At 65.6% G+C, this 19,988-nt stretch carries 20 protein-coding genes and 1 pseudogene; 8 read left to right on the top strand and 13 right to left on the bottom strand.

Going from position 1 to position 19,988, the window contains the following annotated elements; all coding sequences use genetic code 11:
* The first annotated feature begins 124 nt into the window (after positions 1 to 124).
* Positions 125 to 1,429, top strand: a complete 1,305-nt coding sequence (locus tag FF100_RS27465) for a PQQ-dependent sugar dehydrogenase (protein WP_139038949.1) — start codon at positions 125 to 127, stop codon at positions 1,427 to 1,429.
* A 130-nt stretch (positions 1,430 to 1,559) separates the two neighbouring features.
* Here FF100_RS27465 and FF100_RS27460 read toward each other — a convergent pair whose 3' ends face one another.
* A complete protein-coding gene (locus FF100_RS27460) occupies positions 1,560 to 2,546 on the bottom strand; it encodes a helix-turn-helix transcriptional regulator (protein ID WP_139038948.1) in 987 nt (328 codons plus the stop codon).
* Between the two features lie 68 nt (positions 2,547 to 2,614).
* On the opposite strand from FF100_RS27460, the gene FF100_RS27455 reads away from it, so the two are divergent.
* The 6 genes from FF100_RS27455 (at position 2,615) to FF100_RS27430 (ending at position 10,072) form a co-directional block, all read left to right on the top strand.
* Entirely contained in the window at positions 2,615 to 4,657 is a 2,043-nt protein-coding gene (locus FF100_RS27455; RefSeq protein ID WP_139038947.1) for an AAA family ATPase, read from the top strand.
* A gap of 8 nt (positions 4,658 to 4,665) precedes the next feature.
* The gene (locus tag FF100_RS27450; RefSeq protein ID WP_139038946.1) at positions 4,666 to 4,911 is read left to right on the top strand and encodes a hypothetical protein; all 246 of its coding nucleotides are present in this window, start codon (positions 4,666 to 4,668) and stop codon (positions 4,909 to 4,911) included.
* Positions 4,912 to 5,058: 147 nt separating this feature from the next.
* Positions 5,059 to 5,859, top strand: a complete 801-nt coding sequence (locus tag FF100_RS27445) for a hypothetical protein (RefSeq protein ID WP_139038945.1) — start codon at positions 5,059 to 5,061, stop codon at positions 5,857 to 5,859.
* A gap of 20 nt (positions 5,860 to 5,879) precedes the next feature.
* The gene (locus FF100_RS27440; RefSeq protein ID WP_139038944.1) at positions 5,880 to 6,863 is read left to right on the top strand and encodes a hypothetical protein; all 984 of its coding nucleotides are present in this window, start codon (positions 5,880 to 5,882) and stop codon (positions 6,861 to 6,863) included.
* Positions 6,864 to 7,275: 412 nt separating this feature from the next.
* Positions 7,276 to 7,842: a hypothetical protein gene (locus FF100_RS27435; RefSeq protein WP_139038943.1), complete on the top strand. Its 567-nt coding sequence runs from the start codon at positions 7,276 to 7,278 to the stop codon at positions 7,840 to 7,842.
* 412 nt (positions 7,843 to 8,254) lie between these two features.
* Positions 8,255 to 10,072, top strand: coding sequence for a site-specific integrase (locus tag FF100_RS27430; protein WP_205825039.1), 1,818 nt, complete (start codon positions 8,255 to 8,257; stop codon positions 10,070 to 10,072).
* A 26-nt stretch (positions 10,073 to 10,098) separates the two neighbouring features.
* Here the strand turns inward: FF100_RS27430 and FF100_RS37320 are convergent, their stop codons facing one another.
* From FF100_RS37320 to FF100_RS38025, 4 genes are all read right to left on the bottom strand, one after another.
* Positions 10,099 to 10,266 (bottom strand): hypothetical protein, encoded by a 168-nt coding sequence (locus FF100_RS37320; protein WP_171070353.1) that lies wholly within the window; start codon positions 10,264 to 10,266, stop codon positions 10,099 to 10,101.
* A gap of 2 nt (positions 10,267 to 10,268) precedes the next feature.
* Positions 10,269 to 10,829 (bottom strand): hypothetical protein, encoded by a 561-nt coding sequence (locus tag FF100_RS27425; RefSeq protein WP_139038942.1) that lies wholly within the window; start codon positions 10,827 to 10,829, stop codon positions 10,269 to 10,271.
* Positions 10,830 to 10,932: 103 nt separating this feature from the next.
* A complete protein-coding gene (locus tag FF100_RS27420) occupies positions 10,933 to 11,268 on the bottom strand; it encodes a hypothetical protein (protein ID WP_139038941.1) in 336 nt (111 codons plus the stop codon).
* The gene (locus FF100_RS38025) at positions 11,258 to 11,509 is read right to left on the bottom strand and encodes a hypothetical protein (protein ID WP_139038940.1); all 252 of its coding nucleotides are present in this window, start codon (positions 11,507 to 11,509) and stop codon (positions 11,258 to 11,260) included. The genes FF100_RS27420 and FF100_RS38025 overlap by 11 nt, the downstream gene beginning before the upstream one ends.
* Positions 11,510 to 11,705: 196 nt before the next feature.
* Between FF100_RS38025 and FF100_RS27410 the strand changes: the two genes are divergently transcribed.
* The gene (locus FF100_RS27410; RefSeq protein WP_139038939.1) at positions 11,706 to 12,305 is read left to right on the top strand and encodes a DUF4142 domain-containing protein; all 600 of its coding nucleotides are present in this window, start codon (positions 11,706 to 11,708) and stop codon (positions 12,303 to 12,305) included.
* A 540-nt stretch (positions 12,306 to 12,845) separates the two neighbouring features.
* Here the strand turns inward: FF100_RS27410 and FF100_RS27405 are convergent.
* The 8 genes and pseudogenes from FF100_RS27405 to FF100_RS27370 form a co-directional block, all read right to left on the bottom strand.
* The gene (locus FF100_RS27405; RefSeq protein WP_139038938.1) at positions 12,846 to 14,246 is read right to left on the bottom strand and encodes a hypothetical protein; all 1,401 of its coding nucleotides are present in this window, start codon (positions 14,244 to 14,246) and stop codon (positions 12,846 to 12,848) included.
* Positions 14,247 to 14,261: 15 nt separating this feature from the next.
* On the bottom strand, positions 14,262 to 14,840 hold the full coding sequence (locus tag FF100_RS27400) for a hypothetical protein (RefSeq protein WP_139038937.1): 579 nt from the start codon (positions 14,838 to 14,840) through the stop codon (positions 14,262 to 14,264).
* A gap of 230 nt (positions 14,841 to 15,070) precedes the next feature.
* Complete coding sequence (locus FF100_RS27395; RefSeq protein WP_139038936.1) at positions 15,071 to 15,649, bottom strand: hypothetical protein; 579 nt, start codon at positions 15,647 to 15,649, stop codon at positions 15,071 to 15,073.
* A gap of 220 nt (positions 15,650 to 15,869) precedes the next feature.
* The gene (locus FF100_RS27390; RefSeq protein ID WP_139038935.1) at positions 15,870 to 16,661 is read right to left on the bottom strand and encodes a DNA-directed RNA polymerase; all 792 of its coding nucleotides are present in this window, start codon (positions 16,659 to 16,661) and stop codon (positions 15,870 to 15,872) included.
* A gap of 1,334 nt (positions 16,662 to 17,995) precedes the next feature.
* Complete coding sequence (locus FF100_RS38690) at positions 17,996 to 18,244, bottom strand: DUF6894 family protein (protein WP_425463362.1); 249 nt, start codon at positions 18,242 to 18,244, stop codon at positions 17,996 to 17,998.
* Positions 18,245 to 18,534: 290 nt separating this feature from the next.
* Complete coding sequence (locus FF100_RS27380; RefSeq protein WP_139038934.1) at positions 18,535 to 18,774, bottom strand: recombinase family protein; 240 nt, start codon at positions 18,772 to 18,774, stop codon at positions 18,535 to 18,537.
* Positions 18,771 to 19,454 (bottom strand): recombinase family protein, encoded by a 684-nt coding sequence (locus tag FF100_RS27375; protein WP_246102423.1) that lies wholly within the window; start codon positions 19,452 to 19,454, stop codon positions 18,771 to 18,773. The genes FF100_RS27380 and FF100_RS27375 overlap by 4 nt, the downstream gene beginning before the upstream one ends.
* 418 nt (positions 19,455 to 19,872) lie before the next feature.
* Positions 19,873 to 19,988 (bottom strand): annotated as a pseudogene (locus FF100_RS27370) (IS5/IS1182 family transposase); the annotation flags it as partial.

Below are 19,988 nucleotides of genomic sequence, written 5' to 3'. Positions count from 1 at the left end.
AAGGCGGTCGCGCCGCCGGCGTAGTTCCATTTCCTCGGCAGCGCCCGTCTAGAACCGGTTCCGGCGGCCGTACCCAGCCCAGGTGCCTCCAGCCGATCAGGTAACAATCATTGGGAGAGGGTCGTTGAGCTTGTCGAATGCGTTCGCACGCGGTGTTTCGTTGATCGGTGGAGCCGCGTCCAGGCTGCGGCAATTTCGCGATGGCAGCTACGAACCTGCCTGGGGCAGTGCGCCCACCATTCCGACCGCAAAACCGCAGGGTCGGATCATGACGCTGAAGATGCCCTCAGCACGCGGGTGGTCACCGGGGCAGCTTCCGGTCGCTGCTCCCGGTTTGAAGGTCAATGCCTTCGCCACCGGGTTGGACCACCCCCGCTGGCTTCATGTGCTGCCGAATGGGGATGTGCTGGTCGCCGAATCGTCCGGCGAGCCGCGCAAGGTCATGCGGCACCTGTTCGACCACGCCATGACCGCAACCATGAAGCGCGCCCGCGCCGCGGGGGTCAGTGCAAACCGCATCACGCTGCTGCGCGACACGGATGGTGACGGCGTGGCGGAGACGTGCGAGCCGTTCCTCACAGGCCTCAGCCAGCCGTTCGGCATGGCCCTCGTGGAGGACAAGTTCTACGTCGGCAACACCGACGGCATCGTCGTGTTTCCCTACGCCGGGGGCAGCACCAGAATTGCCGGGCCTGGCCGCAAGCTGGTCGATTTCAAGCCCGGCGGCCATTGGACACGCAGCCTGCTGGTGAGCGCGGACGGGTCAAAGCTGTATGCGGGCGTCGGCTCGCTGAGCAACATCGGCGACGATGGCATGGCGGTCGAAGAGGGCCGCGCGGCCGTCTACGAACTCGACCTCGCCAGCGGCACGAGCCGCATCTTCGCCTCGGGACTGCGCAATCCTGTCGGCCTCGCCTGGGAACCGAGCACGAACGTGCTGTGGACGGTGGTCAACGAACGCGACGGGTTGGGCGACGAGACGCCCCCGGATTATCTCACATCCGTGCAGGATGGTGGGTTCTATGGCTGGCCGTACTCGTATTGGGGGCAGACAATCGATGACCGCGTGCCGCAGGACGCCACCGCCGTCGCCCGCGCGATCACACCGGACTATGCGCTGGGCGGCCACACTGCATCCCTGGGTCTTTGCTGGGTACCGGCAGGAACGCTGCCCGGCTTCCCGGATGGCATGGCGATCGGGCAGCACGGCTCCTGGAACCGCAGCACATTGAGCGGCTACAAGTTGGTCTTCGTGCCGTTCGAGAACGGCCGCCCGTCCGGACCGGCTCGCGACATCCTGTCCGGCTTTCTGGCGCCCGACGAGAGTGTCTCCTATGGCAGGCCAGTTGGCGTCACGCTCGGTCCCGATCAGTCGCTGCTGATGGCCGACGACGTCGGCAACGTGGTCTGGCGTGTGACCGGGGCCTGACGCCGGCCTCGAGGCTGTATGGCCTTGACCCTGGCCCGGTCGCTTGACACTGGGCCGCCGGCGGCTTCGACGCTTCGAACGACGTCTACGCCGCTTCTCCGGATCTTGTTCACCATCGCATAAGAGTGGCCTACGGAACCGGAAGTGTAAGTGATTTGCCGTGTTGCTCCATCGCTTGGTGCAGCTCGGCACACATCAATTCTCGAAGGGACAGTGGGGTAAGGATTTCGACGCTATCGCCCCAGGTGAAGAGATGGTGCGTGAGTTCAAGCAGGCCCCCGGCTCTGAAGCGGACAGTAAGCGAGCCATCCGGTTCCTCATCAAAGATTTGATTGGGGTGGAAAAGAAAACCTCGAGCTTCTTCCGCAGCATGTGGCATAAAGCGTAGAGTGATGTCCTGTGGCTCTTCCTGGTAGATGCCGAACGAGCGGGCAGCGTAGGCCCTGAGGTCGAAATCTGGTTGACGGCTGGAGCCTGTGTCAGCGAGGGTAACCTCATCGATACGATCCAGCCGCCACAAGAACGGCTCAGACTGTCCCACGGCCGGACCAACGAGGTACGGCACGCGCCCGAGCAGTAGACCCCATGGATCGACGTGGCGCTGGGCTCCCCGGTAGAGGAAGCGCATCGTCACGGACGCCTTGATTGCCTCACGTACCACCGCCAGGATCTTGGACGGGACGTGCGGGCGAGGACCCGCCTGCATCGCGAGCGACTCGGCCGAGAGCAGCGCCTCAAGATCGGGCCCGAGGCGGCGGAGGGCCTCGGCCTTCTGAGCGGCGCGCACCTTGCGGCCGAGGCTGCGCAGCAACTCCGCCCGTGCATCGTTCCCGGTCTGCGCGAGCTGCCGGATGGCAGCCTCTAGTTCGGCGAGCTCGTCGGGCGTCGGCGCGACAGCAAAGGCAGAGAGCCCGCCGGCGATACGGAAACGCTTGCCGCGCCCATCCGGTACCTCCTCCAGAGCGGGGAACACGTCGCGCAGGGCGTCTCGCATTCGCTCGGCCGTGCGCCGCCCCACACCGGCCCGATCGGCCATCTCGCCAAGCGTCAGCCCCTCGCGGGTTCCCGCTAGGTCGCGCGCGAGCGTGATGAGCTTGGCCGCCTGCTCCCACCGCATTGAGACCTCATACGTCCGATCCTGTCGCATCGCATGTCTACACCCGTCTGGAACGGGATCGGAAGGCGATGGATGGGTACGAGCAGACCATGATGCGGCATTACGCGCTCGCCGCCCTCAAGGCGCCGCGTTCGCGGGAAGCGGCCCGCCCGCGGCGACCCGACCGGCAGCTGGCCAAGTGGCTCGTCGACAACGCCCTGCGGCTCGGCTGCGAGCCGCCGGACGGGATCGACCCGGACGTGTTCGACATGACCGTCGGCAGAGTCGATCGCGCCACCTGGGCTGCGATGGGCCCGCTCCTAGACCAGCTTGGGGGAACTCGCCCGCCCGTTTCGTCGTCGCCGCTTCAGAAGCGCCTCGACTGGCTCTGCCGAACCCTGTCGCTCGGCGCGATCGATGCCGAGATCCTCGCCCTGTGCGTGCGCGTCACCCTGTTCCGGCCACTCAACGGTCTCGGCGGCGCCATCGCCCAGAACTACCCCGGCCACGACGAGATCAACGTGACGGCCATGGCCGCCCTGACCGGCAGGCCTGCGGAGGTCCTCCGCACGCGCCTCCGACCGGCGAGCCCGCTGCGGCTGCTCGGCCTGGTCGACGACCGCAACGGCGGCGACTACGCGCCCACGAAGACGGTGATGCGCATCGCCCGGATGACCACGACGCGGGAGGATTCCCTCCGCAGGGCATTGCTCGGCCGCGCGCCGCGCGCCACGCTCGCATGGGAGGACTTCGCCCATCTCGGGCCGGTCCGCGACCTCGCGGAGCGGCTCGTCGGGGCCGCGTTGCGCGACGGCGCCACGGGCGTGAACATCCTGCTGCACGGTGCTCCCGGGACGGGCAAGACCGAGTTCGCCCGAACGCTGGCCACCCGCCTCGACGCTAGCGCGAGCTTCGTCGGAGAGGCCGACGAGGACGACGGGGAGCCTACGCGCCAGGAGCGCATCGCCGCCTTCGCGGTGGCGCGCGCGCTTGCTGGCAGAGCGGGGCGTATTATCCTCGTGATGGACGAGGCTGACGACGTCTTCGCTGGCGTTGACGAGAACGACGGCGCCAAGCGCCAGGGGTCGAAGGTGTTCATGAACCGCCTCGTCGAGACCACCGAGGCGCCGACGGTCTGGATCACCAACCATCCTGAGCGCCTCGGGCCCGCGGTGATGCGGCGGATGTCCCTGGCGATCCGCCTGCGCGAGCCCGGTCGCGCGGGCCGCCGGGTCATGCTGGCGCGCATCGCGGCTCAGCGGAAGCTGCGCCTCGAGAGCGCGGACCTCGACCGGCTCTGCGCGCTCAGTGCTGCGCCGGCGATCCTGGACGCCGGGGTGCGGGCTGCGAAGCTGACGGGCGGCGGCGTGTCCGCGGCGGAACTCGCCACGCGCTCCATTGCCGAAGCCATGGGTAGCGGCCCGGCAACCGTCGGCTTAGCGGCCCCGTCCTTCGACCCGGGGCTGTCGCGCGCCGACATCGACCTCGCGCATCTGGCTGATCGCGTGGCGGCCTGCCCGGGGCGGGCCCTGTCGTTCTGCTTCCACGGCCTGCCGGGTACCGGCAAGAGCGCCTACGCGCGTCACCTCGCGGCACGGCTCGGGATCGATGTCGTCGAGCGCCGCGCCTCCGACCTGCTGTCGATGTGGCTCGGCGCGACTGAGGCGGCGATCGCGGCGGCGTTCGAGGAGGCCGCCGACCGGGGCGCCATGCTGATCCTCGACGAGGCCGACTCGTTCCTGCGCGACCGCAGAGGCGCGCGGGCGCGCTGGGAGGTGAGCCAGGTCAATGAGATGCTGGCCCGAATGGAGGCAGCGTCCCACCCGTTCGCCTGCACCACCAACCTCATGGACAGCCTCGATCCGGCCACGCTGCGCCGGTTCCTGTTCAAGGTCGAGTTCCGGGCGATGGACTGGAGTCAGGCCCGCACGGCATTCCGCCGTTACCTCGGCGCCGAGCCGCCGCCGGCCCTCGACGGCCTCGACCGCCTGACGCCCGGCGACTTCGCCCTGGTGGCCAGGAAGGCGGCTCTGCTCGGGGAGCGGCAGCCCGATGGCCTCCTGGCCCTGCTCAGGGCAGAGACGGACGCCAAGCCGGGTGCCGCGCGTGCGCCGATCGGCTTTACCCGGTGAGGTGCGGCATGTCGTCGTCCGACGAGACACGGATCGCGCACGCGGTGGCGCGCGAGTTCGCCGCGATTATCAACGTCGACGTTGTTGGGGCGGACGGCCTCCACCTCCAGCACGAGGACGGACAATCCGGCATGATCGCGGCGGATGACCTGCTCGAGGGCCGCCTGCGGGTCGTGGACCGGCGCGCCGGCGAGGTCAGCGAGTACGAGCACTTGGAGGCACTGGTCCGCGCCGGCTGGTCGTCGGTCGCGTGATGCCCGGGACGCTTATCAAGAGCGCAGTCGCCCCTCGCTTCCGTGTGGCTGGCGCGGCGCCGATGCGCCGCTATCTCTACGTCAGAGATCTGCGATGGTGGCCCTGCGACCGCTGCGGCGCGTTCCCAAGCGTCGCTGGGAGGAACGATGATCGGTGACGCTCCACCCGGGTTCGTCCGTGGGCGAGACGCTCCGCTCGCCACGGTCGGCATGTTCGCCCAGCCGGAATGGGGCGGAGGCTTCTTCGCGACGTTCGCGCCAGGCGAGGTGGTCCGCGTGCGCGTGCCAATCCCCTCGATCGTCGTGCAGTCGCTCGGCCGTCCGCTTCCTCCCTTCGCGAGCGCGAGCCTCTTCATCGACGCGTGGCCGGACTACGAACTGGACGTGATCTACGACGCGCCTTGGCTCGCGGCCGAGCCGGCGGCGACTCCGACCCGGTTCGCGCATGTGAAGCCGCGGACACGTCTCGTCCTGTGCGACGAGACGCTCGCCGCCGGCCTCGCGCGAGCTGGGTCGCTCCCACCGGCCGACCTCGTGATCGCGGCCGAGGCGGCTAGCCTCGCCGGTCTCGCAGAGGCGCTCGCCCTCGTCCTCACGGGCAATCTGTTGATCGGGCTCGACCTGCCGGAGATGCTCGCAATGGCTGGTCCGACGTCGGGGCAAAGAGCCCGCGCACGCGCCGTCCTGCTCCCGGGGCGCGGCGATGCTGCGATGGCAGCGGCCCTCCGCGCGTGGATCTCACGGGCAGCCACGGACGGTTTCGACGGCGGCCTGCTCGTCATCCAACTCGCCGCAGAGGACGAGGCCGAGCGCCTGACGCTGGCCGAGCTCGACGCCTTCTTCCAGGCCGTCGCAGGTGCCGAAGGCCGGCCCGCGCTGGCGACGGCCTCGGTCGAGGCGAGCGTTACGGCCGTTGCAGTTGTTGTGTTCCCGCGCATCCGCGCATGAAGTTTGGAGGAAACGAACACATGACCTGGCTCACGGATGTCGGCGCCTACAGACAGGCGTACATCGAGGCTGTGCAGAGTGCCAATGCCCCCAACGTGCTGCACCCGCAGTTCCTGGCCGATCTCAGCATACCGCAGGCCGTCGCCGTCCATCCCAGCTATTTCGAGAGCGAAACCCGGCTTCTTGTCATGGGACAGGAGACTCTGCGGAATACGATCCCTCTAGCTCAGGCCGATCCGTATCGCGCGTGGGGTCAACTCGACGGGAACGATATAGCTGCCCACTACGCAGCCGGTGGGCCTTTCTGGAATGCGTTCAACCTGTTCTGTGCGCGCTTCGGCCGAGCCGGCAACCTCTCCGTGGCTTGGTCGAATTTATGCAAGTCGCAGCTTCGGACACCTATCAACAACAGCGTCGCTGTTCGCCATCACCCCAATTGCGATTTCGACGCTTACGCTGCCTGGCAGTTTAATTTGTTCCATGAGGAAATGAAATTTCTTGCGCCTCATGGAGTTTTACTGTTCATTGGCGTCAATCATGGCCCAAACTGGTATGAAGAATTGCTCTACAGCATGTATCCCAACGCACACATGTCAGATTTCGGCATTGACGGAGTGCGGGTATGGACGTTGCCAGATATGGAGTTCGATTGTGTATCTGCAAAGCATCCGGCTGGCCGTCCCCCGGACGTGTGTATGAATTCTGCGAAGAACGCGACCTTCGCTTTGATGCGCTTGCTCAAACAGCGTGGGCACAACGTTTCGCTGCCAGCGGATTCCTGGTCCACGCGCCTGCGAGATTTGACGGCCTCCACACTGGTCGAGCTGACTGCTCTCTCAGTGGGCGTCAGGCTCAAGAATGTCGACGGGCGGTTTGCGAAGATCGTCGCGCCGGTCCAGGGCTGGCCGAACCCTATCGTCCTAGAGGACTGCTATTCTGGGGCATGTAGTTCGTATCCGACCGTAGAAGCCCTGATAGAGGACGGGTGGGTGCTCGACGAGTAATAAGCAGCCCCCGCCGTTCCGACGAAGACTGCGCGATGCCTCCCTTTCGTGAGCGCCCATTATGGCCGATTTTTCCTTGACTCAGGTTGAGCCGGCCTCGCGGCGTACGATGTGCGACCCTGATACAATGGGGTCGGCTGCTTCGGCTGCTGGTGCGAGCCCACACGCTTGCAGCACGGCAGCGGACGGTGCTGTAAGCCGTCATCCTCCATCCGCGCAGCTCCATCGCCGCACCTTCTTACGAGGTGCGGCGAGCGCGGTGCCGGCCACCGTAGGTCCGTCGATATTCGGTGCGCCGGACACCCGGACTGCGTTACCTGATGCGGAGGCTTCCCCTGCGTCTGGGCTCGACCTCATCCGGGACGTGCTACTCCGATTGCGAGTGCCTTCGGTCGGACTCGAAGGGCGCACGATGGCGGATGAGGAACGGGAGAGGCGGCGTGACCTCTACCGTCTGCTAGGGTTCGACGCTGAAGATTTTATCACTGCCGGCGAGCTTGTCGGCCGGCTGTCGGCGACGATCGACCGGGACCGCTGCGCCCAGTGGCAGTTAGATTGCCTTGAGCGCGATCTCGCCCACGCGATGCAGGCGGACCATGTGCGCTATCACCGCGAGGCTTTCAACATTCTGCTCGCCCGCCTCGCCCGTCATCATCACGCCGGGACCCATTGGTTCGGGAAATACTACGGCGAAATGCCGTCGTGGGATGATCTCGTTCTCGCAGCGATATTCGATCTGAAAAATTTTCATGGCTTCCTACGCGCACGCGACGAGATCATCGCATATGAGCGCGACCCCCTCACCTTTGATTTGCAAGTACAGGTCTCGATCGGCGGGTGTGTCCTTCGGTATGACGAAGATTTTGGCGTGATCGGGCGTCGCTTGTGCGGCTGGTTACGCGATACGTCGGTCGGCACCGAGGATCTGGTGCTGGAGAGAGTGCGGAACGTCGTCTGGTTTCTGCCGATCGAACTGTGATAGGGGGCGTTCAAGTGATCAACTGCCACCCTGGGGGACAGTTTGTAGAGCCGTCGATGTAGACGCTGGCGGCCATGGTGATGCCGGCCATCTGGCGCTCCCGCCGGAGGTCGGTATCGAACTCGTCGTTCAGCCAACCATGTCGAGGAACGCTTTGGAGCCGCTGGGGCGACGGTTAGAAGTCCCTGACATCGTGCCGCGTTCCGAGATAGTGCTACACCCGCGCCACATAAGCGTGCTACACTGCTGCTACGCGCGACCGGGAAAACGCTAGAAAAATCAACGTTCTGTGACGACGCGCCCCGAATCCCGTAGGGCGCGCCATGCGGGCGCAAGCCGTTGATACGGCTGAAACTCTGCTACAATCAGTGCCTTGCGAGCCGCCGGTCCTACAAACCGGTGCTACAAACTCATGGCACGGATGACCTACCGCGTTCAGGACCGCCACGGCACCTACTATTTCCGGCGCATCGTCCCAAAGGCGCTGCGGCCCTTCATGCCGGCCCCGTGGACGGGCAAGTCGGCTTGGACAAAAAGCCTCGGCACGAAGGAGGAGCGGAAGGCCAAGCAGCCCTTCGCCCGCTGTCTCTCGGACTGTGAGGCGGACTTCGCGCTGGCCGAGCGGGCCATGCGCGGCGAGCCCATCGAGGCGCCACGAAGCTCCCCTGCGCTCCCCTCCGATGCTGAGATTGAGGCCGAGGTCTTGGCCGGTCTCCTCGCCGTCGATGAGCTGGAGCGGCTGGAGCTGGACCCACGGCAGCAATTCCAGACCCCCGAGGAGCGGGCGAAATGGCCCGACCTGACGAAGCTCAAGCCCCGCGGTATGGCGGAGGACTACCACTACGTACTCGGCGGTGAGCTTGAGGCCCAGCACGCTGCCTACCGTAAGGCGCTCGCGCGGGTAGACCCCGAGATCGTGGACGGCGAGTGCCGGGCGTTCCTCCGTACGCACGGTCTGCCCATCGATCCCGCCTCCGACGCCTACCACGCGGTTGGACTCGTGATCCTCAAGGCCCATGTGCGGGCCTACGGTCTCCTCTTGCAGCGCCACGAGGGCGAGCCGGTCGAGACCCCCGCCCCTCCTGTCCCGCCTGCCGCCAGCAAGGGCCCTAAGCTGTCCGAGGCGTTCGAGGCCTGGAAGGCGGGGAGCGGTGCCCGGGGCGGCAAGAAACCGTCCGACAGGACCCTCTTGGAAGCCTCCTACGCCGTGCGTCGTCTAACGGAGTGGCACGGAGACATCCGCCTGGGCGACCTCACGCGGGAGCTGGCCAGGGACTTTCGGGATGCGCTGGCGACGGTGCCCACCCGCCTCCCCGATAACCTGAAGCGGCTCCCGATGCGCGAGCTGTTGGCCAAGGACCTGAAGGTCTACCCGCCGGTCCACGCAGCCACGGTCAACAAGACCCTCACCATCCTCGCGGCCATCATCAGCCACGCTGAGGCGGCCGGGCGGCTGGACGCGGTGCCAGGCTTCAGAAACCCCTTCGGCAAGGGCATCAAGCTCGGAATCGATGAGCGAGGCGAGGAAGGTCGGCAGGAATTCGGCAACGGGGACCTCAAGGCCATCTTCGACACGGGGGTCTATCGACAGGGCGAGCGGCCGAAGGGCGGCGGCGGTGAGGCTGCCTTCTGGTTCCCGCTCCTGGCGCTCCTGTCCGGGGCCCGGCAGGGCGAGCTTGCCCAACTCCGCGTGGCCGACCTGGCGAAGGATGCGGAGACGGGGGTCTGGTACCTCGACATCGGGACGGCCGGTGGGCGGAGCATCAAGACCGCCAGCTCACGCCGCAAGGTGCCGCTGCATCCGGCCCTGGAGGCCGCCGGTCTGCTCCGCTACCGCCAATCGCTTCTGGACGCTGGCACAGGCCTGGAGGCGCCCCTATGGCCGCACGTCGAGGCGGATAGCGAGGGGCGCCGGGCGGGGCCTTGGTCGAAGTGGTTCAACCGCTACCTGCGAGATAAGGCATGCATCGAGGACGGCTCGAAAGTCTTCCACTCCTTCCGGCACACCTTCAAGCGGATGGCCCGGGATGCGGGGCTGCATGAGGAGATGCACGATGCCCTGACTGGGCACGCCGGAGGAGGAGGCGTCGGGCGGGGCTACGGGAGAGGCTTCGGGCTCAAGGCGATGGCGGCCGAGATGGCAAAGATTGAGGCGCCTGAGGTGGTGCGGGGTCTGAGGTGGCCTAAGGCGGGGGGCGGCGAGGCGCCGGGGGCAAAAAACAAAAACTGATAGGCTGAGTGACCGCTGCGAGACACTTACGGCCAAAACATATCCCGCAGACTTCTGAGCTGTTCGAGTGCCAGATCGACGAGCGAGCCGAGACCCTCTTCAGTTTGCTTTTCTAGCACCTTCTTGGAAACGCGCACGAGCAGCCCGTCCGCCTTCTTTATCAGCGCCTTCTCGACCATGGGAGCCTTCAGCACGGCTAACACCGTCTCCAGTACGGCAATGAGCTGTGCCCGCTCGACAGCGCTAATAGCTCGCTGGTCCTCCGGTTATTAGAATGAGAAATCTGCTCTATGATGCTATCGAGCAGGACGGAGACGGCCATAATTTTTTGCTTAACATGCACATCATTTTGGATGGATATCCAGCCGTCTGCCTGGAAGGCAAACTTGGATTGCTCAATAGGCTCCGGCTTCCGGGCCTGCTGCTGCTCTGGCGTTTGCGCGGATACCTGAGACGGCATCACGGACGCCTGGTCCTGGCTCTTCAGGAAGCTCCTGATGCGTTGCGCCACTACCGTAGCTTCGCGAGCCTGAAACGGGCCACGAAATTTTGCGTACCGCGTCAAGATGTTGGCAGCAACGCCGAGCCTCACCGACGCATCGGAGTAAGCTGTTTGCCACTCCAGAATCTCCGCTACCGCCAGACAAAAATCACCGATATCGCCTACGTCGATCTTCTCGTGGCGCCACTGGCCTAGCAAAGAGAGTGCGTCCTCCGTCACCTCCAGAAGCCGGTGAACGTCTTCAATCGACATCATAGGGCGGTGCTTCTGATTAGGCGGCAGGCTAGTGCGGCGCTGAAATTCTATCGGGGTAGCAGCGCACCGCCAACAGCTCTCGCGTGCAAATCAACAGACCCCTTCACCCCTTCCCGCCCTGCACCACGCGCAGCTTCATGACCCCCGGAGGCAAATCCGGTGGTCTCCCGGGCCGCTCCAGGTCCACGAAATGCGCCTTGCACTTCGGCACGTACTGGCTCTTTGCCCTTCCCCTCGGCACGTCCCGCCAGGGGCAGTCCATCGCGATCCGGTCCAGCACCTCGTCTAACGGGGTCTCCGGTCCGAACTTCGCGGCCAGTCTCGCGAGCCTGTAGCTCCCCTGCCGGTCGGGGCATTGGGCACACGCCACCCGGACCACCACGTAGGGATACGCGGCGAGGTTGCTCGGTCGGGCCGGCGATGGATCGTCAAAGCGCATCGCCGGTGTCGTCCAGGCGCCCACGGACGAAGCCCCGGGAGATGAGGCGGGATCGCTCGCGGGTCCGGCGCTCGGCTTCCAGGAGGTCCGCCAAGGCATCCGTGATGGCGCACCGAAGGGCAAGCGCCGGGTCGCCTGAGGTCTGCGAGAGGTAGGCCGCAGCGATTGCCTCGACGGGGCATGAGGCACCGGCGGGAGCGGAGGGCGGGCCTTCAGCGGGTCCGGTGTGTCTCGCCAGCATCGTGTGCCCTCCGTCCGAATCATCGAGAACGAAGAGTGAACACGCCACGGGCCGGTTGGTTCGGTCAAGGTGGGCATTGAGCCACCATTCCGGCAGCAGGGTTGCTCCCCCATGCGTCAATGACGCCGAAACATAGGTACTCCCCCGGAGTTGGTGCCGGCGCTTAGTCGCCCTTCAGCACCAACGAGGAATGCCCATGAACCGCCGTATCGCTATCACCGCGCTCGCCTCGGCTATCGCGATCCCTTCCTTCATCAACGTGGCCTTCGCTCAGAACCCGACCAGCTCGGCTTCGTCCACCTCCGGGAACACAGGTGCGAAGATGGGCGAGGCTGAGGCCAAGCACGCTGCTGACACTCTGGCGGCTGGGTCGATGTCTCTGTCGGCCAGCCGGGTGGCCTTGAAGAAGGCCAAGGACGATGATGTCAAGCAGTTCGCTCAGTTCGAGGTCGCAGAGCAGGAGACCATTGCGGACGTACTGAAGGGGATGAGAGACCAGACCGTCGCAGCTAGCGGCCAAGTGAAGCCACCTTCCGATGCAGAAGTCACCAGCCAGCTCGATGCCAAGGGCAAGGCGATGCTGGAGAAACTGGAGAGCGCTAAGGCAGGATCGGCCTTCGACAAGGAATATATCAAGGGTCAGATTGAGGGCCACCAGGAGCTTCTGAAAATCCAGGAGGCGTATCTGGCTACCGGCAAGGATCGTGAAAACCTGAGCGTTGCCAAGCTCGCCCGTGGCCAGATCAAGGAGCACCTGGCGCTGCTTGCCGACATCGAGAAGGACCTGAAGGACTAAGCGTTGTAGCGAGCGGGGAGCGGGCATGAAGCCCGACTCCCAGCCATCCTCACGCCCTCGGCGCCGAGCCTACGCCGTCCGGTCGCCTCTCGACTTTCATAGACCCCCATCATCCGAGCCACGCCCATCACGAGGGCTTTGAGGTGCTCCCAGGTCCCTGAAGGTTCCTAGACCCCTTCTCCTCCCAACCCACCACCGCAGGAGTGGCATTGGGGTGGCATCGAGCCTGTTGCTGGAGGCAGTGCTGAAGGTGACCCACTCAGAGGAAGGAGCAAGAAGGTGACCTTCAGCACGGTCCCTCGCCATCATCGGCTCCCTATGTCCCTCCCCTCCAAGGGGCTGCACCAAGCTGCTAGGATGAGGAGTGATCTTTCACCGCCACTAGCCTGAGGGGGTCTGTAAGGCCGCCCTGCGGCAAGGCATGAAGTCTGCCTTAAGGCAGGGAGGAGAGAGGTGGCCGGGGCGAGGGGATTGGCTGGAGTAGCTACCACCTCATGGCCCTACCCGCATAAAGCAAACACCAAAGCCACTCGAAGCCCACTAAGTCACTGATGATGAATGATATTCCTCGATTGACGGCCGTGCGCGTAGCCCTTCCCCATACAGCCCCGACACAATCTCCATCACGTCGCACACGCGGCTCGCCTCCGACCGGGGGCATAGGATCGCATCGTGCAGGGGTAGGGCGGTGACGTTCTCCTTGTGCAGCGCGTGCAGGCAATCGATGAGGATTGCGCTCTCGATGGCGGCCAACTGAAACCCTACGCCCGTCCAAAAGCGGTGTGCGATGGGAGCATGGTAGCGCTCGATGGCCGCGATGAAATCCTTAGCTTTAGACCCTGGCGGCAGAGCTGCCTGCACGTCCCGGGGTAGGTTCTGGAGGCGCTTGCCCGCGTTGAGCATGGCGTTCGTCAGCTTCTTGTACGCCTCTCTGTTTCGGCCTCCGCCCTCGATGTCATAGAGGTCACCGGGCGGGACGGGTTGGTTGGCGAGATGGTACGTCGCCCGGACGTTGAATTGCTTGAAGTCGCAGGAGACAATCGGCTCTCCCTCCGGGTGCGCGGCTGACCCGAGGCGAAGGCGCTGGAAGCGGTCTACCTTCGGCATGTTGATCCAGAATGCCCCGTATAAGCGCCCGTTCTTCAACCAAGAGGCATCGTTGAAGACCCGCTTCACCGTCCGGCGCGACGGGTCCATTGGTTGGCCCAGCGTGTCGAGGTCCCCGCCAGGCGGCCCCGGTAAGAGAAAGATTGGCGCCCGGAGCAGGAAGCTGTTGATGCGCTCGACATTCCGCCGGAGCTTCTTCGTCCGACCCGTATCCTCGAACTCGATGCGCCGCTTTCCGCCCTCACGGCCTTCCCTAGGCTCCTTGAGGATCAGCACCTCGGGATCGGCCTCCCGCCGGAGGTCCTGCCATGCGAGGTCTGAGGGCGCATACCTGGCCAGGAAAGCTGCTGTAGGCCGAACGGTGGACGGGGCGGAATGGCCTCCCTTATAGCTGTAGCCGCGCGTCAGGTCGTGCGCGAGGTCCACCTCCGGGTGGGCTAGAAGGTCGAGCACGTCGGTGAATGCGAGCCCGTAGCAGACCGGCTTATAGCGGCTCTTGCCCCGGAGGGTTGCTGCATCCCGGGGTACGGCTAAAGGGCGGCTTAACGGGTCCAGGGTGCTCCATAGCAGGTTGGCGGCGATGGCCTCCGCGGCTAGCTGGTAGCTCGTGAGGGCGGTCTGAGTCCGGCGATGCTTGCGGGGCTTGAGGCGGGCTTCATGGGCCTCAAGGTCGGCTATGAGCGTGGCGATCGCGGTCTTCAGCCGGGCGGAGCCGGCACGCTTCTGCGGGTCGAACCGGACCCACCCATCCCGCTTGGAGTCGCGCGAAGGGTGTTCGAGGGGTTGAAGCCCCTCAAACTGTGCTGACCCGAGCGCTGTAACATTATCACACACCCGGGCGTGACCCTTTCAGTATCCCCGCGCCGCGATCAGCTTGCGCTGCCACGTTGGTCTCCAGCCAGGCATCTGGCTCGGGTGCGGGCCGTGCTTCTCCCGCTTGAGCTGCCGGATGGCCTCCTGGTCCCGCTCGGTCACCATCCGGCAAATCTCGTCCAACTCCTCCCCGATGAACCGGAGCACCCGGCCGCTGGAACGCGGGTAGACGTGCAGCCCGGCTGGCGCCGTGGTCCCATCCGAGAGCGGCATCTCCCACCGCCAATGCGAGCCTGATGCCAACCGGTGCAGCGCCTTCGCGGTCTGGACGATGCGGAACTCCCGCACACGGTGGGCCTCCCGGTCATCCTCGATGCACGCGGCCATCCCGAGGTGAACCGCGAGCAACCGGGCGGGCGGCACCTTGGCGGCATGCAGCCGAGCGAAGGCCACCCTCGCCCGGTACTTCGGTGACCGGCCCTTGATATCGCTCGCCCGGGGCGCCGGCCCGCCTCCGCTAGAGCCCCATAGGAGACCATCGAGGCACTGGAGAACGTGGGCGATGGTCGGGTCAGTTTTCTGCCGCTCCCGTATCCACGACAGGGCGGTCTTCACGTAGGGGCGAAGGTCGGTGGCCTTGATCGGCGGAGCGAACGGGGACCCGTGCCGGGCCCTCCGCTCGTTATGGTACTTGCACAGGGAGGCCCCGAGCCCGACCCCGGCGGCCCGCATTGTCGGCCGACCGCACCCTAGGATGGTGCAGCGTTGATGGTGGTCTTCTGCTGGGGAGGAGATGCGGGCCTGGAGCCGTGCCCGTTCTTTGCGGAGACCGGACGGGGCAGGCATCAGTAGTCGGCGAGCTTCAGCACCAGCTCGTCATGCATCAAGAACAAGCGCCCGAGATTGGCCTCGTACTCCGCCGCGTCCGCGCCTGCATCCCGCGCCAATTCGACGGCGTGCTTAACCGCTACCGCACGGGCCGCCTTCTTGGCGTTTCCAGCTCCGGCCAGCTCCAAGTAGTCCGGGTCAAGCTTGCCCGGGCCCGCCCATTGCCGCACGGCCTTCTTCTCCGTAGCATTGAGGATAATTCGAGAGATCGGCATGGTATCCATTGCGTGCCTCGCGAAGCTCAGCTTGACGTAGACCTCACCGCCATGCCGATTGGGGTTCGCAACGATGCTGTTCCCGTGGCGGGTCAACTCGCACAGGATCACTGTGCTGATTAAGGGTAGCTCGACTGTGATTGGGTCTGTGCCCTTGCCGTGGACGATGACGACGAACTTAGAAAGCTCGGCTTCTATATCGTCGCCTAGGTCTACGCCATGCTGAGCCCAATCGGGGAGCAAGCTCAAGGCTGCTTGACGATCACCCTTTAGACGCTCCGGCGTGATGAGCGGGGAAGAGACAAATTTGCTATCAGACATGAGGGCAATCCTCGTGAAAGGGGGGAAGTTTGCTCGCCGCGCTGCGGGGTGATGCACGAGGATGCATCCTCACGAAGTCGGCGAATGCCAGGGGTTGTCCAGGTCCCCGTGCCAGGAGCGATGCTCGACCGGCTCGTTTTGCGGATCAGGGCCCCAACCGTAGCCATAGGACGGCGGGTGCAAAACGCAGAGTGGCTAACCCCACGCCTAGCACCTTGCCTCAGGCTTGACAATAGGCGAGTTCTGGCGGGTGGTGCCGGTCTGGCAAGACCCCAGTCCCCTGCGCCTCCTCCGAACCAGCGAAATCAAGCCCGCCCGCCAGCCACCACGCGAGCCTGGGAGCATCCTGCGCGTGCGTCGCGAAGACACCCGGGCTCACTCCGATAACCGTCCAGCCATCCTTTATCGTCTCGACGGCGGCGTAGGCGAGCCCACCCTCGATATTCTCGTCTAGGCAAACCTCGCGGAGCGGGTCGCCATTTCGCTTCACCGGCAGCGCCGCCGCATTCACCGAGACCGCGAGGTGCGAGACGAAGCCATACCCGGCATCAAGGAGGGCGATCCACTCGAAGATTGCTGCGAGGCACTGCCAGGGCTTCGGCATATTTTGCCAATAGGCCGACGCCAGAGGATCCGCCACGATCTTGCGCCAGCGGGCCTCGTGCTCGAAGACCCAACGGACGCAGTCATCTAGAACTGGAGGCCTGCCCGCGCAGAGCGCAAGCTGAACTGCCAGCCAGCCCGCGCCGCCATCGTCCTCCTCGATTGCCTTGCCCTTGGTGAAGGCTGTGAGCCCCATAGCCAAGTCGCTGTGAGGGTGCTGGTTGATGCACACCACGTTGGCCGGTGGCAGCGGCGGAGGCGCCCACTCGCCCTCTATCGGCACGCCCAGCCACCAGAGCTTCCGAGAGGCAGCCTCGCGGGCGACCTGAAGCACCTTCTGATTGACGCGCACCAACGGAGCTGCTCGCGCGGTGGCCCCATTGCTCACGGCCAAATAGGGAAACGACATTCGCTCAGTCCCTCGACAGGCTGACTTGTTGACCCGCAGATGTGAAAGGGGAGGCCGCGCAACTCGTCTCTCGGCGACCGCTTCGTGCCACGTCCGGCTTGAGAGTGTCAAGAAAATATTTAGCAGAAATGCCGACAATTCGAGATCATGCCAACGCTCCAGGTTTCTGCATCGGTCTGGTCGAATGAGTTGGTCTGATGTCAGGTGGTTGTCGGGGGAGTTAATAGCGAGATTATCCTTGCGGCCCCAAGTGGGTATCGGTGGTCCCTCTCTACCATGCCGATACTAACCCTTGCGTGGGGTGGTGGCTGGGGTAGTGGGTACTGCGGGTGAAGTCGGGAGTGCCCCCTGGTGAGCACCCTCGGGTTGTCGGGGTGGTGGCCTCCGGGATGTCGTGATGCCCTGGCGGCTGCCGGTGGGCTCTCGCGACCACCTCATGGTGTTGGCCGCGCTGCCCTTGGTGCCAGTCGGGCTACTATCCCGCGACCATCCTCCCCGTGGGGTGGCGGCGTGGGTGGCGAAGTGTCGGGGCTTAGGGGGGAGTGGTCCCGAGGCTTTCCTGAGATACCCTCAGCACGATGTCATGGGGGATGGCAGGGAGGTGCCGGAGGGGTTGGCCTTTGGCCTCCCCAAGCCCGTTAGCGATGCCGTCCTTGCCGAGCTGGAGCGCCGCGAGGCTGCCCGCTCGAAGCCCGACCCGGCACCGCACCCGAAGCCCGACGCCTAGCTTCCTACCCGAACCCATCTCGCGACCAGCGCCTGGCCCAGCCGGAACCGGTGCCGTTGGACCCACGTTGTCGATCGCAAGCAGCGGATTCCCCTATCCGAACTACAGCACGCCCGCCGAGGTCCTATCCCTTAGGCGGGCGTTCTGCTGTCTAACTGCTAACTCTCGGCCGTGCTGGAACTGGCCGTACCGGCAATCATTGGGCTGGCTGTCACGTCCTCCCTGCCGCCTCCAGGCCTATCGGCTGGCGTCACGCGCGGGCCAGGCCTCGGAGCGGAGGAAGCAACCCGGCCCGCCGCCTCAGGCCTTGGCCACACCAAGCTGGAACCGCCGTAGTTCGAGCGCATTGGGCTTCCGTGGGAAGCTCCCATATCTGACGTATCACGACAACTTGACGCCCGCCGAGGCTTGATCCTTCTGGCGGGCGTTCTGCTGCCTGGGCGCAAGGTTGCCGAGGCCCGACTTAGACCAGGTAGACGGCTTGTGCGCTCACCCATGCAGCGCGAGGGTCGGCCACCTCGGCGAATAGGCCTTCTCGGCGAGGTCGGCGGGTCGGGTCTCCAATCGGAGGGAACGCCCCGGCCCGCCGCTGCGACAACCCTGCCCCCTAAGTCGGCCTCTCAGGCGGGCGTTCCGCTGTCTCAGGCTCCCATTCCGATGTCAGCGCGAGCTTCACGCGCAGCACAATCCCGCCCTCGCTATCCCGTACCGTAGTGGATGCCGTCTCGGGGAAGCCCTTCTGCGCCGCGTGGTGGGCCGACTCGCACAGCAACCGCACTGCCTGCGCCCGTGCCGCATGCGCATCAGCACACTCAACGCCGCATCGGTAGTTAGGCGAGCCGGACGCGTCGTGCATCTCGAAGAAGTACCAGGGCATGCTGCAAGCCCCCTGCTCAGGCGGCCTGAATGGCGTAGCCTCGGGAAGCTTGACCATCCGCATTTGGTCCCGCGTTAATCTAGGTCAAAGCGCCGAGCATTTAGCACCCGGCTTTCCCCGTGCGCCCTCGCACATCCCGAAGGCCCCTCCCGCAGCTACCCCTCTCCCACGCCCGCAGGCCCCTTCGGCCTGCCCCGGCTCGGCGGCAGTCTAGTGCCCGCGTTCCGCCCCCTCACGGGTGCCGGGCTGCCGCCTCTTCAACCCTCGCCTCAAACCGTCCTGGCGAGGACGCGACTCACCTGGACGGCGGACCATCGGCCACCCCGAGCGGTCGGGATACCGCGTTCGTTCAGGGCTACGGCGATACCTTGCAACGTCGTCGTACCCGCAGACCGCACCTCGGCGATGACAGGTGCTAGCTCGGCAGCGTGATGCACCGCCCGCTGCTGCCTCACGCGGATGCTGGTCTGCCGTCCCTTCTCGGCAAAGCGGTCAATACCCGTCTTCATACCGCCACCCGCGCCAAAGCCCGCTTCACCGCCGTGGCGGTCCACGACCCATTCCCCCGTGGCGTCGGGTGGCCCATCTCATTCAATCTTCGGGCCAGCTCATTGAGGCCCACCACGCCATCCCCCTGCAACCGCTCCAGGACCGGCAGCACCGCGAAGGCCTTATGGTCCGCCTTGCGCTGCCTCACCGCGGTCGCCTTGGCCACGTCGTCGGCCGTAGGCGGGGCCTCAGGCCGATAGCCCCGGTCGCCTCCGAGCTTCGTCCCCCTCGCCTTGGCCGCCGCCAGGGCTGCCTTCGTCCGCTGGGAGATCATCTCCGCCTCATGCTCCGCGAAGGCCACTAGGATGTGAACCATCAGCCGGTTGGCGTCCGGGAAGTCGCAGGCACGGAACTCAACCCCGCTGTCTTTCAGACTCGACACGAAGGCCACGTTGCGGGCGAGGCGGTCTAGTTTGGCGATGAGGAGCGTGGCGCCGGTCTTGCGGCAGCGCTCGATGGCGGCCTGGAGCTGCGGGCGATCGGTCCGCCTCCCGCTCTCAACCTCGACGTAGGGCGGCTGGAGGAGCACGTCGGTGGGCCTGAGGTGGGCCTGGATGGCGGCTTGCTGGGCTTCGAGGCCGAGCCCGGAGCGACCCTGCTTGTCGGTGCTCACGCGGCAGTAGGCAACGTAGGTGGTCACGGGGCGGCCCTCGGCGGTGGTCCCCTTAGGCTGAGTCCCGGGACTCGCCGTGTCAATACCCATCGACGCTCAATGATGCGTGATGACAAGGTGCAACTGATGGCGGGGCCGCTCGGCGGCTGGGTGCTCGGGTGGCGGGTGAAGGGGCTTGGTAGCGCGGCGCGAGGACGGCCCGAGGGCGGGCAGGCGGCTGGCCTAGTGGTGGGCCCAAGGTGCCGGGCGGCGGTACTGCTCCTGGCGCGGGAAGGCCGGCCTCGGGGCAGCGTGGCGCCGGCTCGGCGGCCAGCTCAAGGCAGGGGACCCGGCGGGGCTTGCGTTCGCTGCGGAGGGAATGGGCAGGCCGGGGTACGGGGGGAAACTCTGATCCGCCCGCACGAGGGTGAGGTGAGAATTCCGTGACCCCTACGGCTTAGAGCGCCTAACAGAACCGCCTGATCTGGCGGAGGGTGATGAGGCTTGCCTGCAGGAACGTGAAGGCCTCGTAGATGTCGGCGCGGCGTTCGTAGCGGACGGGCAAGCGGCGGGCGCGGTTGA

It is taken from the genome of Methylobacterium terricola (assembly GCF_006151805.1).
GTDB classification, from domain to species: Bacteria; Pseudomonadota; Alphaproteobacteria; order Rhizobiales; family Beijerinckiaceae; genus Methylobacterium; species Methylobacterium terricola.
This window is presented reverse-complemented; position numbering and strand designations above follow the sequence as displayed.

Bases quoted from the DNA above. Each gene is read 5' to 3' on its own strand.
- FF100_RS38690 (WP_425463362.1), bottom strand. From the start codon at position 18,244: ATGCACGACGCGTCCGGCTCGCCTAACTACCGATGCGGCGTTGAGTGT.
- FF100_RS27395 (WP_139038936.1), bottom strand. From the start codon at position 15,649: ATGTCTGATAGCAAATTTGTCTCTTCCCCGCTCATCACGCCGGAGCGT.
- FF100_RS38025 (WP_139038940.1), bottom strand. From the start codon at position 11,509: ATGCTGGCGAGACACACCGGACCCGCTGAAGGCCCGCCCTCCGCTCCC.
- FF100_RS27430 (WP_205825039.1), top strand. From the start codon at position 8,255: ATGGCACGGATGACCTACCGCGTTCAGGACCGCCACGGCACCTACTAT.
- FF100_RS27460 (WP_139038948.1), bottom strand. From the start codon at position 2,546: ATGCGGTGGGAGCAGGCGGCCAAGCTCATCACGCTCGCGCGCGACCTA.
- FF100_RS27425 (WP_139038942.1), bottom strand. From the start codon at position 10,829: ATGATGTCGATTGAAGACGTTCACCGGCTTCTGGAGGTGACGGAGGAC.
- FF100_RS27420 (WP_139038941.1), bottom strand. From the start codon at position 11,268: ATGCGCTTTGACGATCCATCGCCGGCCCGACCGAGCAACCTCGCCGCG.
- FF100_RS27450 (WP_139038946.1), top strand. From the start codon at position 4,666: ATGTCGTCGTCCGACGAGACACGGATCGCGCACGCGGTGGCGCGCGAG.
- FF100_RS27410 (WP_139038939.1), top strand. From the start codon at position 11,706: ATGAACCGCCGTATCGCTATCACCGCGCTCGCCTCGGCTATCGCGATC.
- FF100_RS27445 (WP_139038945.1), top strand. From the start codon at position 5,059: ATGATCGGTGACGCTCCACCCGGGTTCGTCCGTGGGCGAGACGCTCCG.
- FF100_RS27380 (WP_139038934.1), bottom strand. From the start codon at position 18,774: ATGAAGACGGGTATTGACCGCTTTGCCGAGAAGGGACGGCAGACCAGC.
- FF100_RS27435 (WP_139038943.1), top strand. From the start codon at position 7,276: ATGGCGGATGAGGAACGGGAGAGGCGGCGTGACCTCTACCGTCTGCTA.
- FF100_RS27455 (WP_139038947.1), top strand. From the start codon at position 2,615: ATGGATGGGTACGAGCAGACCATGATGCGGCATTACGCGCTCGCCGCC.
- FF100_RS27390 (WP_139038935.1), bottom strand. From the start codon at position 16,661: ATGTCGTTTCCCTATTTGGCCGTGAGCAATGGGGCCACCGCGCGAGCA.
- FF100_RS27440 (WP_139038944.1), top strand. From the start codon at position 5,880: ATGACCTGGCTCACGGATGTCGGCGCCTACAGACAGGCGTACATCGAG.